Source organism: Lysobacter enzymogenes (assembly GCF_023617245.1).
GTDB lineage: Bacteria > Pseudomonadota > Gammaproteobacteria > Xanthomonadales > Xanthomonadaceae > Lysobacter > Lysobacter yananisis.
In genome coordinates this window covers 102,660-118,192 of sequence record NZ_CP067396.1, presented here as the reverse complement: position 1 = coordinate 118,192, position 15,533 = coordinate 102,660, and the positions used below count along the sequence as shown (strand labels likewise).

Genomic DNA, 15,533 nt, shown 5'->3' with positions numbered 1-15,533 from the left:
CCGGCCGGGCCCGTTGCTGCGGGCCGGCCTTTGATTGCTTGTGAACCGGCTGGAGATTCGTCATTCCCGCGAAAGCGGGAATTCCGAGACTTCAAGCGTTCTCGCCCGAAAGGCCCTGGATCCCCGCCTTCGCGGGGATGACGACAGGTAGATCCGGCCGGTTCGCGGGGTGGCGGTTAAGTCCGGATCACAAGGCCCCGGCCGCCGCGCCCGGCGCCGCGGGCGCCGGTGCCGGCGCGCCCATGGCGATGTTCTTGGGCTGCACCGGCATGCCCGGGAAGAACACCTTCTGCACGCCGTGGACGATGACCTTGTCGGTCGGCGCCAGCCCGGATTCGACCACGCGCAGCCCGTCGATCATGCGGCCGAGCTTGACGTCCTTGCGCACCGCCGCGTTCTTCGGGCCGAGCACGTAGACGTACTTGCGGTCCTGGTCGGTCAGCACGGCCTTGTCGTCGACCAGCATCGCCTTGAAGTCGCCGCTGCCTTCCAGCTGCACGCGCGCGAACAGGCCCGGGGTCAGCACGCGCTCGTCGTTGGGGACCACGGCGCGGGCGCGGATGGTGCCGGTGTTGGCGTCGAGCTGGTTGTCGGTGAAATCGACCGTGCCGGCGTGCGGGTAGCCGCTCTCGCCGGCCAGGCCGATGCGGACCGGGTTCTTGTCGCCGGCGCGCTCGCCCTTGCGGGCCAGCTCGTTGTAGCGCAGGTAGGTCTGCTCGTCGGCCTCGAAGTACACGTACATCGGGTTCTGCGAGACCACCGTGGTCAGCAGGGTCTGGTCGGCCGAGGCGAGGTTGCCGACGGTGATCAGGGCGCGGCCGGCGCGGCCGTTGATCGGCGAGCGCACTTCGGTGAAGGTCAGGTCGAGCTGGGCCGAGGCCACTGCGGCTTCGGCCGCGCGCACCGCGGCGTCGCCGCCGGTGCTGGCGGCGCGGCGGGTCTCGAACTCCTCGCGCGAGATCGCCTTGGCCTCGACCAGGGTCTGGGCGCGCTTGTCCTGGGTCTGGGCCAGGCGCGCTTCGGCGCGCGCGCGTTCCAGTTCGGCCTGGGCGCGGGCGAGCTCGGCGCGGTAGCGGCGCTGGTCGATCACGAACAGCAGGTCGCCTTTCTTGACGTCCTGGCCTTCCTTGTAGGCGACGCGGTCGACGTAGCCGCTCACGCGCGCGCGCAGCTCGACCGATTCGGGCGCACTGACCCGGCCGGTGAACTCGTCCCACTGCCGGACCTGCTTGCTCAGGACCTGGGCGACGCTGACTTCCGGCGGCGGCGGCGCGCCGCCTTCGTGCGGGGCGGCCTGGCTGCCGCAGCCGGCGGCGGCCAGGGCGATGACGAGGCTCGCGGTCAACGCGAGCACGGAGAGTCCGACGCCGGGCTTGCCGGAGCGGACGGAGAAGTGACGGGTGCTCATCGTGGGGTGGGTTCCTGTTTGGGATTCGGTGCGGTCAGCGACTTCAGCAGGGCGCGCGCGTCGAGCAGACATCGTTGGGTCTTGTCGTCGGACGTGCAGTCCGGTTCTTGCGCGGTTGCGATCGCGGCTGCGGGAAGCGGGACCGTCTTGGGTACGGTGTTCGCGCTGGTAGGGGCAAGACTGGTAGAGGGCGGGCTGGTAGCGGGCGGAGCGGAGCTGGCGGGCGTTGCGTGTTCGCGGCTGGCGGGCGGAGAGGGGAGGTGGATGCGCGGCGGCAACAACGCCGGTCCCGGCGCGCGCACCGCGTACGGCACGATCGGACGCGGCGGTTCGTCGCCGGCGTCGTGGTCGATCAGCGCCAGCGCGCGCTGCCCGACCGACAGCGCGCTGGGCCATTCAGGGCACGAATGGCGTTGGTTGAACTCGGTGCACACCGGCGTGTCGACGGCCAGCAGCTGCACCCGCACGGCCTGCTGGCGCGCTTCGTCGTGCAGCACCCGCGCGAGCATGCGCAGCGCGGCCGCGCCGATCGAGCGGTGGCCGTAGCCGGCCCACGGGTGCTCGCTGCCGGGACCGCCGATCAGCACGTAAGTGCCGCCGCGATCGCTTTCGGCCAACAGCGGCAGCAGGTGACGGGCCGCGGCGAGGTGGGGGAGGAGATCCTCGTCGAGCTTGCGCCGCAGGAACTGCGCCGGACTGTCGAGCAGGCGGCCGCGCTCGGCGCTGCCGCACACCGCCGCGACCACGCCCGCGAACGGCCGGCCGAGCTTGCGCAAGGCGCGCGCGAGCTTGGCGCCGGCGGCGTCGTTGGCGACCGAACCGGCCAGCACGGTCAGGTCGGCTTGGGGGTAGCCGGCCTTGAGCGCCTTGAGTTCGCTGGACCGGCGCGCCACCGCGATGACCGGGCGGCCGCTGTCGATCGCGGCCTGCACGACCCCGCGGCCGACGCCGCCGGTGGCACCGAGTACAACCAAAGGGGCTTTCATTGTCCCGCTCCTGGGACTTTCTCTCCCACAACCGGGATGATCACGTGATGCTTGTCATCCCGGGTGTAGTGCGCGAGCACGGCGCCGATCGCCGGCATCAGCAACATCGCCGCGGGCAGGGCGATGGTGAAGGCCAGCACCCAGGCCAGCATCCACGCTTCTTCGGCGCCCTGGGCCAGGCCCTGGCGAAACACGACCACGGCCAGCCCGATCAGGGCGGACATGGCCACCAGCATCAGTGGCAGGAATGCGTACCTGGCTTGGCGTGGGGTCAACATGGCGGGGGGACCTCGTGACGATGTGCGGCACAGGTTAGAGACGCGAACGGGTCTTGATTAGCCCGGGATTCAGGGAATAATTGTCCCGGCAACGGTCCAATCCCGACCCGAGGCCCCTTGAAGGCCGGATGGCCCGTCCCCAACCCGATAGCGCGCGATAGCGCGGCAAGGGGTCCGCCAGGCAGTGCATCGCACGACGGCGCCACTGTCTCGGTTCGCCCGCGACGACGGCAGTGGAGGCGATCAATCCCTGCCGGTGACAGCCGTCATCACGTACACCGCGCCGGCAGGAGCCGGCGGGCGCCAAGCAGCAAGGGACTGGCCGGCCGCATGCCGGCAGACCGCGATCCGCCCGCGTCGTCGCGACGCACCGCGGGGCGGCCGCGCATCGCTGTTCGCTGCACGTACACACCTACACATCGACACACCTTCCGCCTCGCGTTCGAACACAATCGCTTACCGGCTTCGGGTACGCGCCGCTGTGTTCCGGCCACCGAACCAGGAGTCCATACCCCCATGGCTCACGATCTCAACGACACGCTGATCTTCGTCAAAGTCGTCGAAAGCGGCAGCTTCATCGCCGCCGCGCAGGCGCTGCGCCTGCCCAAGACCACGGTCAGCCGCAAGGTGCAGGAGCTGGAAACGCGCCTGGGCGCGCAGCTGCTGCACCGGACCACGCGCAAGCTCGGCCTGACCGAGGCCGGCAACGTCTATTACGAACACTGCCAGCGCATCGCCCGCGAACTGGCCGAGGCCGAAAGCGCGGTCGGCCAGCTGCAGGGCGGCCCGCGCGGCTGGCTGCGCATCACCGCGCCGTACTCGGTCGGCATCACCTGGATCGCGCCGCTGCTGGGCGAGTTCCATGCGCGCCATCCCGAAGTGCGGGTGGAGATGAACCTCAGCAACGAGACCGTCGACATGATCGACCAGGGCATCGACGTCGCCCTGCGCCTGGGCAGCCTGCCGGACTCGAACCTGATCGCGCGCAAGCTGGCGGTGTTCCGCACCCAGATCTACGCCAGCCCGAACTACCTCGCCCGCCACGGCGAGCCGCTGCACCCCGACGACCTGCGCCACCACCGCACCCTGGCCATGCCCAAGTCGCGGCGCAGCAACAACGAATACGTGTGGCCGCTCAGCGACGGCGAGCGCACCGTCGACTACGTGGTCGATCCGGTCATGGTCGCCAACGACCCCGGCCCGCTGCGCGGCGCGCTGCTGTGCGGCGAAGCGCTGATGCTGGCCGCCGACGTCACCGTCAAGGCCTTCGCCGAACAAGGCTACGTGCAGCGCGTGCTGGCCGGCTGGACCGGCCCGGAGTACGAATTCAACGCGGTGTTCCCGCGCGGCCAGGTGCAATCGCCGAAGGTGCGCGCGTTCGTCGACTTCCTGGTCGAACGGCTGAACTTCGACGCCGACTACATGCAGGTGCTGTGCCCCGACGCCAAGCGCTTCCGCAAGGCCTCCGAGGAAGCCGAAGCGGCGATGGCGCACGGCCTGGCCAAGGAAGCCGGCGACACCCGCGCGATCGCGGTGCCGGTGGTGGAAGCGATCGAGGCCATCGCCGAAGCGATGGACAACGGCGGCAAGCGCCCGGGCAAGGCGCGCGGCGCGGCCAAGGCCGACGCGGCGCCGGCGCGGCGCGACGATACGCCGAGCGACGAAGACGCCGCGCTGGCCTGATCGCGACGGCGCGCGGCGCCGGATAGTTTCGTTGTGTGGAGTCCCTGTCGTCTCGCGGTCGAGGCGGCAGGGTTTTTTTGAGGCTCGTCGAATCTACCGACCGCTCCCTGTAGGAGCTGCGCGAGCTGCGACCGCGACACCGCGCTTGCGACGTCCGCTTGATGCCCATCGGCCTTCCCGCGCGGCAGCTTGCCGGAGTTTCGTCGTCGTCGCGCTGTCGCGGTCGCAGCTCGCGCAGCTCCTACAGGAAGCGGTTGCGGGTTTAGCGCTCAGCCCAACCGCCAAGCCAACCCCGACACCCGCGCCGCGTGCCGCGCCAGCGCCGAGCGCAGCACCGCCTCGCTCGCCGCCACGTGCAGTTCGCTGCGCGCGCGGGTCATGCCGGTGTAGACCAGCTCGCGCGACAGATGCCGCGCGTCCTGTCGCGGCAGCTGCAGCCACACGCGCTCGAATTCCGAGCCCTGCGACTTGTGCACGGTCATCGCGAACGCGCCGCTGTGCGCGGGCAGGGCGGAGGGGTGGTAGGCGCGCACGCCTTGCGCGCCGCCGGCGAACCAAGCGACGGTACCGGCGGCGGGATCTTCGCGACCGTCGGCCGCGCGCGCGCGCAAGCACACGCCGATATCGCCGTTGAACAGGCCGTGGCGGTAGCTGTTCTCGGTGATCAGCAGCAGGCGGCCGTGGAAATAGGCGGAACGGTGCGCGCCGGCGAGGGCCTCTTCGATGCGCGCGTTGAGCGGGGCGGCGCCCTGGCCGCCGTCGCGCAGCGCGGTCAGCAGGCGCAGGCGCGCGGCCAGGGCCAGCGCCTGTTCGGGGTCCGTGGCCTCGCCGATCGCGCGCCACGCCGGCAGCAGGCGCTCGCGGCCGTTGCCGGCGAGCGGGTCGTGCGCGTCTTCGTGGAAGTGCACGCCCGCCAGTTCGCCGCTGCGCAACAGGGCCAGCGCGGTGTCGGCGTCGCCCTCGCGCACGGCGTCGGCCAGCGGCGCCAGCCGCAGGCTGTCGGCCTGGCGATAGCCGCGGCGCAGGTGCACGCGGTTGGCGCTGAGCGGCGTCGGCGCCGGCAACACCGCGACCGCGTCGCCGAGCAGCGGACGCAGCGCCTGCGCCTGCGCCGCGGGCAGGCCGTCGTCGTCGCCGGCGGCATCGACGATCGCGGCGAGCACGTCGCCGGCTTCCACCGACGGCAGCTGGTCGCGGTCGCCGAGCAGGATCAGGCGCGCGCCGTCGGGCACGGCTTCGATCAGCTTGCACATCAGCGGCAGGTCGACCATCGACGCCTCGTCGACCACGACGATGTCGAACGGCAGTGGGTTGCGCGCGTCGTGGCGGAAGCGCGGGCGATCCGGCACCACGCCGAGCAGGCGGTGCAGGGTGCCGGCCTGTTGCGGCAGCGCCTCGAGCAGGCCGGCGTCGAAGCCGTTGCGCGGGTCGGCGTCGGTCTTGTCCGCGGCCTCGCCCGCCTCGGTCGCGAACGCAGGCAGCTCGCGCAGGCGTTCGGCCGCGGCGCGCAGGCTCTCGGCCATGCGCTCGGCGGCGCGGCCGGTCGGCGCGGTCAGCGCGATCCGCGGCGCCGCCACGCCGTCCAGTCGCGCCTGCGCGATCAGCAGCACCAGCAGGCGGGCGATGGTGGTGGTCTTGCCGGTGCCGGGGCCGCCGGTGGCGAGCAGCAGCGATTGCAGCAACGCCAGCGCGGCGGCGCGGGCCTGGCGGTCGTCGTCGCGCGCGTGCGGGAACAGCTGCGCGAACAGCGGCGCCAGCGCGGCGAGGTCGGCCGGCGGCGGCGCGAACGCCTGCAGCCGGCGCAGGCCGGCGGCGAGGCGGCGTTCGTACTCGCGGTAACGACGCAGGTACAGCAAGCCGTGTTCCAGCACCAGCGGCGCGGCGGCATCGGCAGCCGCGCCGGCCGCGGGCGTGGCGACCCAGCGCGACTGCGCCAGCGCGTCCAGCCACGCCTGCGGGTCGGGCCATTCGATCGCCGCCTCGCTCAGCGACTGCGGCTGGCGCGGGTCGAACGCGGCGTGGCCGCGCGCGATCGCCTGCGAGGCCAGCGCCGCGCCGGCCAGCACCAGGTCGGGCGTGTCGCGGTCGAGCCGGCGCAGCGCCTGCGCCAGCGCATGATCGACGGTGCGCAGCGCGCCGTCGCGGAACAAGGCGTCGAGCAGGCTCATCGCGCCGCTCCGGCGAACAGCGCGTCCATCGCCTCGATCAGCGCGCGCGGCGGCTTGGCCGCATGCACGCCGGCGCCCGGATCGGCGGCGTCGAGGCCGCGGCAGAACAGATAGCGCACGCCGCCGAAGTCGCGTTCGTAGTCGTAGTCCGGGCCGAGGCGGAAGCGCAGCCAGCGGTGCAGGGCGACGGTGTAGATCAGCGATTGCAGGTCGTACTCGCTTTCGGCCATGGCGCGCTCGACCTGTGCGGCGTCGAAGCCGGGCAGGCGGTTGGTCTTGTAGTCGAGCACGTAATAGCGGCCCTCGTGCGCATAGACCAGGTCGATCTTGCCGGTCATCAGGCCTTCCAGGCGCCGGCGCGAACCGAAGCCGCGGCGCTCGCGCACCTGTCCGTGCGCGTGCAGCACCGCCAGCAGCGCGTCCACCGGCGCGGCGTCGAGGCCGAAGTGGAACTCCATTTCGCTGCGCCGGGCCGGCTCGGGCACGTCGCACAGGCGCGCGCCCTCGGGCAGCGGCGCGACCAGGGTGCGACCGACCAGCGAGGCGAGCAACGCCAGGCCGTCGTCGATGTCGGCTTCGGCGTAGCCCTCGCTGCGCATGGCCGCGGCCAGCGCCTCGTCCTGGCCCGGCGGCGGCGCATCGCCGTCGCGCCAATCGCGCCACGCGGCGAAGTCCACGCGTTCGAGCGCGCTGTGCACGACGTTGCCGAAGCGGCTGCCGCCGAAGCGCGCGTCGCCGGGCAGCGGCGCGGCCGCGGCGAGGTCGGGCGCCGCCTGCGGTTCGTCCTCGGCGCCGCGCTCGTCCTGCGCGGCCGGGTCGAAACCGCTGTCTTCGTTGGTCAGCTGGGTGAAGCTGTAGACCCACCAGTCGCGCGCGGCGCGCGCGCGCGCCTCGCGCGCCGGCGGCACCGCGCCGGCCGCGGCCGGCGGCAGCGGCCGCGGCGGCGGCTCGATCGCGGCGGCGTCGATCGCCACGCCGGGCTCGCGCGCCAGCGCCGCGGGATCGGCCAGCATCGGCTGCAGCGGCGACAGCGCGGCGTGGTACAGCGGCCCGGTCGCGATCCACAGCGCATGGCGCGCGCGGGTCAGGCCGACGTAGAGCAGGCGCGCGTCCTCGGCGCGGGCTTCCTGCGCGGCGCGCTCGCTGGCGTCCTGCCACTGCGGCGCGTCCGGATCGAATACGTCGCTTTGCAGCTGCATCACCCGGCCGTGCTCGGGATCGGGGTATTCGCACCAGCGTCCGCTGCGCGGCTCGCGGCCCAGCGCCACGAACGGCAGGAACACCAGGCCGAACTCCAGGCCCTTGCTCTTGTGCAGGGTCAGGATCTGCACCCGGTGCGCGTCGGATTCCAGCCGCAGCTGCTGCTTCTCGTCGCTGTCGTCGGCCTCGGCGATGCGCAGGCGCAGCCAGTCGCGCAGGCCGTGCAGGCCGAGCGCGCGGCGGTCGGCTTCCTGCAGGGTCTCGGCCAGTTGCAGCAGATTGGTCAAGCGGCGCTCGCCGTCGCCCAGCGCCAGCAGCCGCGGCGCCTGTTGCGCGCACAGGTCGGCGAGCAGGGCCAGCGGGCCGTGGCGCTGCCAGCGCTCGCGCCATTGCAGCGCCTGCGCCTGCCAGCGCGCCTGTTCGGCTTCGTCGGCGGCGACGCGGGCGACCGCGGCGCCGTCCAGGCCGAGCAGCGGCGTCGCCAGCGCCGCGCGCAGGCGGCCGCTGTCGCCGGGATGCAGTAGCGCGTCGAACAGGGTCAGCGTTTCCATCGCCTGCTCGGTCGCGAACAGGCTGCGGCGGCCGGCGGCGACCGCGGCAATGCCGGCCGCGCCGAGCGCGCGCTGGATCGATGCGGCTTCTTCGTGGCTGCGCACCAGCACCGCGATGTCGGCCGGGCGCAGCGGCCGGCCCTGGATCGTGGCGCGGCCGTCGCGCGCGTCGGCGAGCCAGCCGTGGATCGCGGCGATGCAAGCGCGCGCGGCCAGCTCGCGCGATTCCGGCGAGCTCCACACCGGCGTCTTGCGCCCGTCGTCCGGCGCCGGCAGCGCGCGCAATACCAGCGCCGGCGCGGTCGCGCCGGCGCGCTGCAGGTCTTCGTCGGCGACCGCGCCGCCGGCCTCGACCTCGCGGAAGCGGATGCGCGGATCGATGAAGGCCGCCTCGCCGGCCTGGGCGTACAGCGCGGCGATCGCGCGCAGCAGCGACGGCCGCGAGCGGAAGTTGTGGTCCAGCGGCGGCGCCGCCTCGGCCTGCGCGGCGGCGCTGAGGTAGGTGTGCACGTCGCCGCCGCGGAAGCCGTAGATGGCCTGCTTGGGGTCGCCGATCAGGAACAGCCCGGCGCCTGCGGGCGAATCGTCCTCGCGCGCGGCTTCGCCGAACACCCGGCGGAAGATCGCCCACTGGCGCGGATCGGTGTCCTGGAACTCGTCGACCAGGGCCACCGCGTACTGCTCGCGCAGGCGCCGCGCCAGCGCCTCGCCGTGCGGCCCCTCCAGCGCGCTGGCGACATCGGCGATGAGGTCGTCGAAGCTCTGCACCCGCCGTACGCGCTTGAGCTCGGCCAGGCGCTGCGCCGCCGCCGCGCGGATGCGGTGCACCAGCGCCAGGCGCTGCCCCGCCAGCCACTGCTCGCGCTGCTGCGCGGCGTCGAGGTAGCGCGCGACCGCGTCGAACAGCGGCGAGGCCGGCACCTGCGCTTCCTTGCCCTTGTTGGCTTTCGACGCCAGCGCGGACGGCGCGAGCTTGGCCGCGCGCTCGTCCAGCGGCTGCGACCAGTCGCCGTTGGCGCACCAGGCCCGCAACTGCGCGCGCAGTTCGTCGGGCAGATGGGCGCGGTAGCTGTTGCCGTTGAGCGCCTTGCCGGCGATGGCCGCGGCCAGCGCGGCGAAGGCGTCGTCGGCGTGCGCGGCGAACGCGTCGCGCAGCGCGGCGCCGGCGCGGTCGAGTTCGGCCAGCGGGTCCTGGCTCGAAGCCGGCGCGGCCGGCAGCAGCAGCGGCGTGCGCAGCAACGCGCCCAGGTCGGCGGCCAGCGACGGCGGCCCGCCCGGCCATTGCAACGCCAGCAGTTCGGCTTCGCCGGCGTCGTTGCCGAACGCGCGCCACAGGTCCACCGCGATCTCGTCGAGCAGCTCGCGCTCGCTGCCGATCAGCTCGGGCGCGGCGAACGGCTGGCCGGTTTCCAGCGCGTGCTCGGCCAGCACGCGCGCGCAGAAGCCGTGGATGGTGACCACCGCGGCCAGATCGATCTCGCGCGCGGCGCGCTGCAGCCGCGCGCGCAGCGCCGCTTCGCCTTCGATGTCGGCCTGCGCGCGCACCAGCGCGCGGGTCAGCGCGCGCTCGGCATCGTCGTCGGCTTCGGCCAGCGCCGGATCGTCCGCGGCGATGCGCGCGGCCAGCAGCAGGCGCCGGCGCAGGCGTTCGCGCAGTTCCTGGGTGGCCGCGTCGGTGAACGTCACCGCCAGGATCCGGCTCACGCCGAGGCCGCGCTCGATCACCAGCCGCGCCACCAACGTGGCCAGGGTGTAGGTCTTGCCGGTGCCGGCGCTGGCCTCGATCAGGCGCAGGCCGTCGAGCGGCAGGTCGAGGAAGGGATCGCGCGCGGCGGGTTCGTGCTTGCCGGATTCGTGCTTGGAGGATTCGTGCTTGGAGGATTCGGACGCGCTCATGCGGCGTCCTCGTCGCGGCCCAGCACCACCGCATCGAACACGCGCTTGGCGATCGCGCGGAATTCCTCGCCTAGGTCGGCGTCGGCGAACGGATCGCGCCCGCGCAGCGCCAGGCGCACGCCGGGCTGGCCGCCTTCGCCCCAGTGGCGCGGGCCGCCGTGCCACTGCGCTTCGGCGCGGCTCCAGCCGTCCTTGTCCTGCATCGCCGCCTCGTACCACAGCCAGCCCGCGCGCGGCAGGAACGGCAGCGGCAGGCGCAGGCCGTAGTCGCGCAGGCGCAGCAGCGCGGCCAGCGCGGCGCGCGCCTGGCGCGGCGGCAGCGCGGCGCGCACGTGCGGGCCGGGGCCGTCGCTGGCCTGGGCGAATTGCGCCAGCGGGCGGCCGTCGTCGAGCGCCGACAGCACCAGCCAGTCCAGGCCGTGGGCGATCTGCGCGGGGCCGTGCAAGGTGTCGAAGCGCAGCCGCGCCAGGCCGCTGGGATACAACTCGTCGAGCTTGCCGAGCAGGCGGGTGCCGTCGACCTCGAGTTCGAACGGCCGGGTCTGCGCCGCGCCCTCGCGCCAGCGCGCGAACGCGTCGGCGTACGGCCGCACCTGGCCGAGCAGCGCGTCGAGCTGGCGCCGCCCCAGCGGCCCCGACGGCAGCAAGGCGCGCGCGCGCAGCGAGGCCTGCAGGCGCTCGCGATCGACCGCGCCGCCGCCGGCGATCAGGTCATCGAACACCGCGCGCTGCAGTTGCTGGCGCAGCAGGCCGCGGCCGGGCAGCACCAGCGGCTCGACGTCCTGCGCGGTCTCGATCTCCTCGGGCAGGCGCAGGCCCAGGCGCTGGCGCAGGAACGCGCTCGGCGGATCGCGCAGGAAACTGCGCAGGTCCTGGTAGTTCAGGCGCCGCTCGCCGCCGTCGTCCGGCAACGGCGGCAGCGGGTCCTGCAGCCACGGCCCCAACTCGCCGCGGCGCGCGGCGCCGGCGTCGACCGCCGGCCGCCATTCGCTGCGGTAGCTGAAACGGCGCGGCTCGGCCGCCTCGCCCGCATCGCCGCCGAACGCGGCCGGCGCGAACGGCTGCAGCGGCTGGCGCACCACGAACTGCGCGCGCGCGGCGGCCGGATCGGCGTGGTAGCGGGCGATCGCGTCGAGCAGTTCCGACACCAGCGGCGAGGGTTCGCGCTGGCTGCCGTCGCGCGGATCGGCGCCGAGGTAGCTCAGGTAGAACGCGTCCGACGCCGCGCCGAACAGCTGCAGGAACAGGAAACGGTCGTCGTCGCGCAGCGAGCGGTCGCCGTGGCGGCGCGCGCCTGTGCCGAGTTCCGCGGCGAGGCGGTTGAGGCCGCCGGCCGGGTCGCGGCGCGGGTAGTCGCCGTCGTTCATGCCGAGCAGGCAGATCGCGCGGAACGGGATCAGCCGCATCGGCACCATGCGGCCGAAGCTGACCCCGCCGGTCAGCAGCGGCGCGCGCGTGTCGGCCTCGGCCAGCGCGGCGCGGAAATGCGCGCGCACCACTTCCGGCGCGACGGCGCCGTCGAAGCCGGCCGCCGCGGCGTCGCCGGCGAAGGCTTCCACCAGCGAGCGCAGGCGTTCGAGCGTGCGCTGGTCGGCGCTGTCGCGCGGGCGCTCGGGCAGCAGCGCGCGCAGCAGGCCGAGCAGGCGCTGCGACCACTGCGCCGGGCTCAGCTCGGCGGCGAGGCCGCGCTCGAACCGCGCCAGCACCCGCAGCAGCCGGATCAGCGCGTCGAGCGCGTCGAGCGCGGCGCCTTCGAGTTCGGCGTACGGCGCCACGCCGGCGACCAGGGCGCCGTCGTCGTCGTCGCCGCCCGCGGCGTGGCCGATCAGCAGGCGGTCGAGCGCGAACGCCCAGGTGTAGGCGTCGTCGCCGGGCGCGTCGTGGCGGCCGCGATGGGCCGCGTCGATGCCCCAGCGCGCGCCGGCTTCGCCCAGCCACACCCGCAGCCGGTCGAGGCCGTCGCCGTCGAGGCCGGCCTGTTCGGCGATCGCCGGGGTCGCCAGCAGGTCGAGGATTTCGCTGAGGCCGAAGCGCGACACCGGCAGCGCCAGCAGGCGCAGGAACACTTCGGCCAGCGGTTCGGCGGCGAGCGGGCTGACGTCGGCCAGCGCGTAGGGAATGAAGCCCGGCCGCCCGGCCAGGCCGCCGAACACCGCGGCGATGTGCGGCGCATACGGATCGATGTCGGGCGCGAGCACGGCGATGTCGCGCGGTTGCAGCGGCGGGTCGAAGCGGCGGCCCTGCTCGGATTGCGGATCCAGCAGTCCCTGCAGCTGGTCGTGCAGCACCTGCACTTCGCGCAGGCGGGTGTGGCAGGCGTGGACCTGCACGCTGGCGTCGAGCCGGTCGATCTGCGCGCGCCACGGCTGCGCCGGCAGCGCGCGCCGGTGCAGCAGGTCGCGCTGCAGGCGCTGCAGCAGGCTGTCGCGCGCGGGGTCGTCGTGGCGGCTGTCTTCCGGGTCGGCGTAGGCGGCGATCTCGCCGGAGGGGTGCACCACTTCGTAGCCGCCGAGCACCGCCATGAAGTCGCGCCCGGCCGCGCCCCAGGCCTGCAGCAGCGGGTTGTCGTCCTCGCCGAACGCGGCGGCGTCGCCCTGGCGCAGGCGCTCGGCCAGGGTGCCCAGGTCGCCCCAGTACTTGCGCGTCGGCGTCGGCAGGTAGAAATGCAGGGTGCCGGCGCGGGCCTGGGTGGCGATCACCCGCAGCACGTCGGGCGAGATGTTGAGGGTGGCGAACGCGAACAGGCGCGGCGGCAGCCCGCGCGGGGCGTCGTCGCGCGCGCCGTCGCCGCCGGCATCCCCGCCGAATCGGTGCAGGTATTCGTCGATCCGGCGCGCGCGGTAGCGGCGGCCGCCGGCGACCTTGCGCCACAGCGCGGCCTGCGGGTCGCCGCGCTCGTGGCCGGCGTCCCAGGCCAGCAGCCAGTCGCGGCGCCAGGCCTGGTATTTCTCGAACAGGCCGGCGAGCTCGCCGGCCAGCGACCAGGCCTTGAGCGGGTCGTCGCCGTCGAGGTAGCCGCGCAGCGGCGCCAGCGCCGGTTCGCGCAGTTGCGTCGGCTGGGCCAGTTGCGCGTACAGCCGCCAGCGCAGCGCGGCGGCGTCGAGGTCGTCCTCGCCGCCGGCGACGTTGGCGCCGAGCGCGCGCTGGACGAATTCGCCCGGGGTCAGGAACTCCAGGTTCGCGGCGATGCCGTGCGCCTGCGCCAGGGTCGCCTGCAGCCAGCGCCGCATCGCCACCTGCGGGATCAGGATGGTGTCCGGTGCGAGCAGCGGCTGCCCCGGCGCCGGCGTGCGCAGCTCCTGCGCGAGCAGGCCGGCGAGCACATCCAGCGCATTGGAATGGTAGAGGCGGAAATCGGGACGCGCCGGCATAGGGCGCCATCTTGCCGTACCGCGGCGCGGCGCGCGCGCAGCGGATCGGGCGTGTGCGCCGGCGCGGCGCGCACATGACGCGCCGCCGTCGCGCCGCCGTTACGCGCGGTTACCGCGCGCCGCCCGGCCGGCGCCTGCGCTTCGTTGCGGTTCGCCGGCCGCCGCCGCGCAGCGGCCGGACCGGCCTTAAAAGGCGCTTAATCGTTGCAGGCTCGAATAGCGCTCGAGCACCGGCGTCGGCGCCGGCAACGCGCCGATCCGGTGCCGAACGAGCGCCGATCTCGCATCGAACCGCGGCGGTCAAGCAACTGATGCGGCGACGACGGCGCCCGTCACCGGCTAAGCTGCGACAATGTCTTGCGCTCCACCCCCGTTCAGGCGGGCTGGGCCAAGCTGCGCCGTTTTGTAGACGTCCGCCTTCCGCCCCACCGGATTGCCGCCCCCGCATGTCGAAGCAAACGCCCATCGTCCGCCTCACCGACCTGCGCCTGGACCGCGGCGGCCGCAGCGTGCTGCGCGGGATCAACCTCAGCGTGCCGCGCGGCAGCATCGTCGCCGTGCTCGGCCCGTCCGGCAGCGGCAAGTCGACCCTGTTGTCGGCGCTGACCGGCGAACTGGCGCCGGCCTCGGGCACGGTCGAAGTGTTCGGCCGGCCGGTGCCGCAGAACCCGCGCGAGCTGCTGGAACTGCGCAAGGGCATCGGCGTGCTGCTGCAGGGCAACGGCCTGCTGACCGACCTGACCGCGGCCGAGAACGTGGCCCTGCCGCTGCGCGCGCACACCAGGCTGCCGAACCCGGTGATCCGCCGGCTGGTGCTGATGAAGCTGCACGCGGTCGGCCTCAGCGCGGCCGCCGACGCGTATCCGCGCGAACTGTCCGGCGGCATGGCCCGGCGCGTGGCGCTGGCGCGCGCGCTGGCGCTGGACCCGCCGCTGATGATCTACGACGAACCGCTGACCGGCCTGGACCCGATCGCCTCGGGCGTGGTCATGAGCCTGGTGCGCCGGCTCAACGACACCCTCGGCCTGACCAGCATCGTGGTGACCCACCACGTCCACGAAACCCTGCCGGTGGCCGACCACGCCATCGTCATCGCCAACGGCGGCATCGTCTTCTCCGGCACCCCGGCCGAGCTGGAGCACAGCGACGACCCCTTGGTGCGCCAGTTCCTGCGCGGCGAGCCCGACGGCCCGATCGGCTTCGACGCCGCGCCGCGCAATTCGGAGGCCGCGTAATGGCGTTGTTCGATGTCGTCCGCTCGCTGGGCCGCGCCGGCCTGTTCTCGCTGTCGGTGTTCCGCGCGTCCAAGCCGACGGCCGACTTTTTCCGCGAGTTGATCCGCGAAATCTACAAGATCGGCGCGCGTTCGCTGCCGATCATCGCCGTTGGCGGCGCGTTCGTGGGCTTGTCGGTGACCTTGCTGGGCTACCGCGCGCTCGACACCTACGGCGCCGCCAACCAGGTCAGCGCCATGCTCGGCCTGGGCCTGTACCGCGAGCTCGGCCCGGTGCTGACCGCGCTGCTGTTCATCGGCCGCGCCGGCAGCTCGATCGCCGCCGAACTGGGCCTGATGCGCGCGACCGACCAGATCACCGCGCTCGGCCTGATGGCGATCGACCCGGTCGGCAAGGCGGTGGCGCCGCGGTTCTGGGCGGCGGTGCTGTGCGTGCCGCTGCTGACCGGCTTCTTCTGCAGCCTGGCGATCAGCGCGAGCTATTTCGAATCGGTGCACGTGATCGGCCTGGAGCCCGGGATCTTCTGGCAGGTGCTCAAGGACAGCGTGGATTTCTTCGACGACTTCCTCATGGCGTTCGTGAAGTCGGCCGTATTCGGCGGCACCGCGGCGCTGGTGGCGGCCTACGTGGGCTACCACGCCGAGCCGACCATCGAGGGCACCTCGGTGGCGACGACGCAGGCGGTGGTCAACGCCTCGCTGCTGGTGCTGATGTTCAACTTCGTGATGTCGGCGTTCTTGTTCAAGTAACGATGTCC

At 73.5% G+C, this 15,533-nt stretch carries 8 protein-coding genes and 1 pseudogene; 3 read left to right on the top strand and 6 right to left on the bottom strand.

The window, feature by feature from the left end; all coding sequences use genetic code 11:
• Nucleotides 1-187: 187 nt before the first annotated feature.
• From JHW41_RS00510 to JHW41_RS00500, 3 genes are read right to left on the bottom strand one after another with little or no spacing between them, the layout of a single operon-like run.
• Entirely contained in the window at nucleotides 188-1,408 is a 1,221-nt protein-coding gene (locus JHW41_RS00510) for an efflux RND transporter periplasmic adaptor subunit (protein WP_078996570.1), read from the bottom strand.
• Nucleotides 1,405-2,394, bottom strand: a complete 990-nt coding sequence (locus tag JHW41_RS00505) for an SDR family NAD(P)-dependent oxidoreductase (protein ID WP_250448628.1) — start codon at nucleotides 2,392-2,394, stop codon at nucleotides 1,405-1,407. The genes JHW41_RS00510 and JHW41_RS00505 overlap by 4 nt, the downstream gene beginning before the upstream one ends.
• On the bottom strand, nucleotides 2,391-2,618 hold the full coding sequence (locus JHW41_RS00500; protein WP_158229807.1) for a DUF2798 domain-containing protein: 228 nt from the start codon (nucleotides 2,616-2,618) through the stop codon (nucleotides 2,391-2,393). The genes JHW41_RS00505 and JHW41_RS00500 overlap by 4 nt, the downstream gene beginning before the upstream one ends.
• 570 nt (nucleotides 2,619-3,188) lie before the next feature.
• Here JHW41_RS00500 and JHW41_RS00495 point away from each other — a divergent pair.
• Nucleotides 3,189-4,151 (top strand): annotated as a pseudogene (locus JHW41_RS00495) (LysR substrate-binding domain-containing protein); the annotation flags it as partial.
• A gap of 473 nt (nucleotides 4,152-4,624) precedes the next feature.
• Here the strand turns inward: JHW41_RS00495 and recD are convergent.
• From recD to recC, 3 genes are read right to left on the bottom strand one after another with little or no spacing between them, the layout of a single operon-like run.
• On the bottom strand, nucleotides 4,625-6,523 hold the full coding sequence (recD, locus tag JHW41_RS00490; protein ID WP_250448625.1) for an exodeoxyribonuclease V subunit alpha: 1,899 nt from the start codon (nucleotides 6,521-6,523) through the stop codon (nucleotides 4,625-4,627).
• Nucleotides 6,520-10,170 carry an exodeoxyribonuclease V subunit beta gene (gene recB / locus JHW41_RS00485; RefSeq protein ID WP_250448623.1) on the bottom strand — a complete coding sequence of 1,217 codons (3,651 nt, stop codon included), beginning with the start codon at nucleotides 10,168-10,170 and terminating at the stop codon, nucleotides 6,520-6,522. The genes recD and recB overlap by 4 nt, the downstream gene beginning before the upstream one ends.
• Complete coding sequence (recC, locus tag JHW41_RS00480; RefSeq protein WP_250448621.1) at nucleotides 10,167-13,541, bottom strand: exodeoxyribonuclease V subunit gamma; 3,375 nt, start codon at nucleotides 13,539-13,541, stop codon at nucleotides 10,167-10,169. The genes recB and recC overlap by 4 nt, the downstream gene beginning before the upstream one ends.
• A 446-nt stretch (nucleotides 13,542-13,987) precedes the next feature.
• On the opposite strand from recC, the gene JHW41_RS00475 reads away from it, so the two are divergent.
• Both JHW41_RS00475 and JHW41_RS00470 read left to right on the top strand, forming a co-directional pair.
• On the top strand, nucleotides 13,988-14,776 hold the full coding sequence (locus tag JHW41_RS00475; protein ID WP_250448619.1) for an ABC transporter ATP-binding protein: 789 nt from the start codon (nucleotides 13,988-13,990) through the stop codon (nucleotides 14,774-14,776).
• A complete protein-coding gene (locus tag JHW41_RS00470) occupies nucleotides 14,776-15,525 on the top strand; it encodes an MlaE family lipid ABC transporter permease subunit (RefSeq protein WP_057949653.1) in 750 nt (249 codons plus the stop codon). The genes JHW41_RS00475 and JHW41_RS00470 overlap by 1 nt, the downstream gene beginning before the upstream one ends.
• Nucleotides 15,526-15,533: the final 8 nt, after the last annotated feature.

What these genes read in the sequence shown, in the direction of transcription:
- recB (WP_250448623.1), bottom strand. Translation starts at nt 10,170, where the DNA reads ATGAGCGCGTCCGAATCCTCCAAGCACGAATCCTCCAAGCACGAATCC.
- JHW41_RS00500 (WP_158229807.1), bottom strand. Translation starts at nt 2,618, where the DNA reads ATGTCCGCCCTGATCGGGCTGGCCGTGGTCGTGTTTCGCCAGGGCCTG.
- JHW41_RS00510 (WP_078996570.1), bottom strand. Translation starts at nt 1,408, where the DNA reads ATGAGCACCCGTCACTTCTCCGTCCGCTCCGGCAAGCCCGGCGTCGGA.
- recD (WP_250448625.1), bottom strand. Translation starts at nt 6,523, where the DNA reads ATGAGCCTGCTCGACGCCTTGTTCCGCGACGGCGCGCTGCGCACCGTC.
- JHW41_RS00470 (WP_057949653.1), top strand. Translation starts at nt 14,776, where the DNA reads ATGGCGTTGTTCGATGTCGTCCGCTCGCTGGGCCGCGCCGGCCTGTTC.
- JHW41_RS00475 (WP_250448619.1), top strand. Translation starts at nt 13,988, where the DNA reads ATGTCGAAGCAAACGCCCATCGTCCGCCTCACCGACCTGCGCCTGGAC.
- recC (WP_250448621.1), bottom strand. Translation starts at nt 13,541, where the DNA reads ATGCCGGCGCGTCCCGATTTCCGCCTCTACCATTCCAATGCGCTGGAT.
- JHW41_RS00505 (WP_250448628.1), bottom strand. Translation starts at nt 2,394, where the DNA reads ATGAAAGCCCCTTTGGTTGTACTCGGTGCCACCGGCGGCGTCGGCCGC.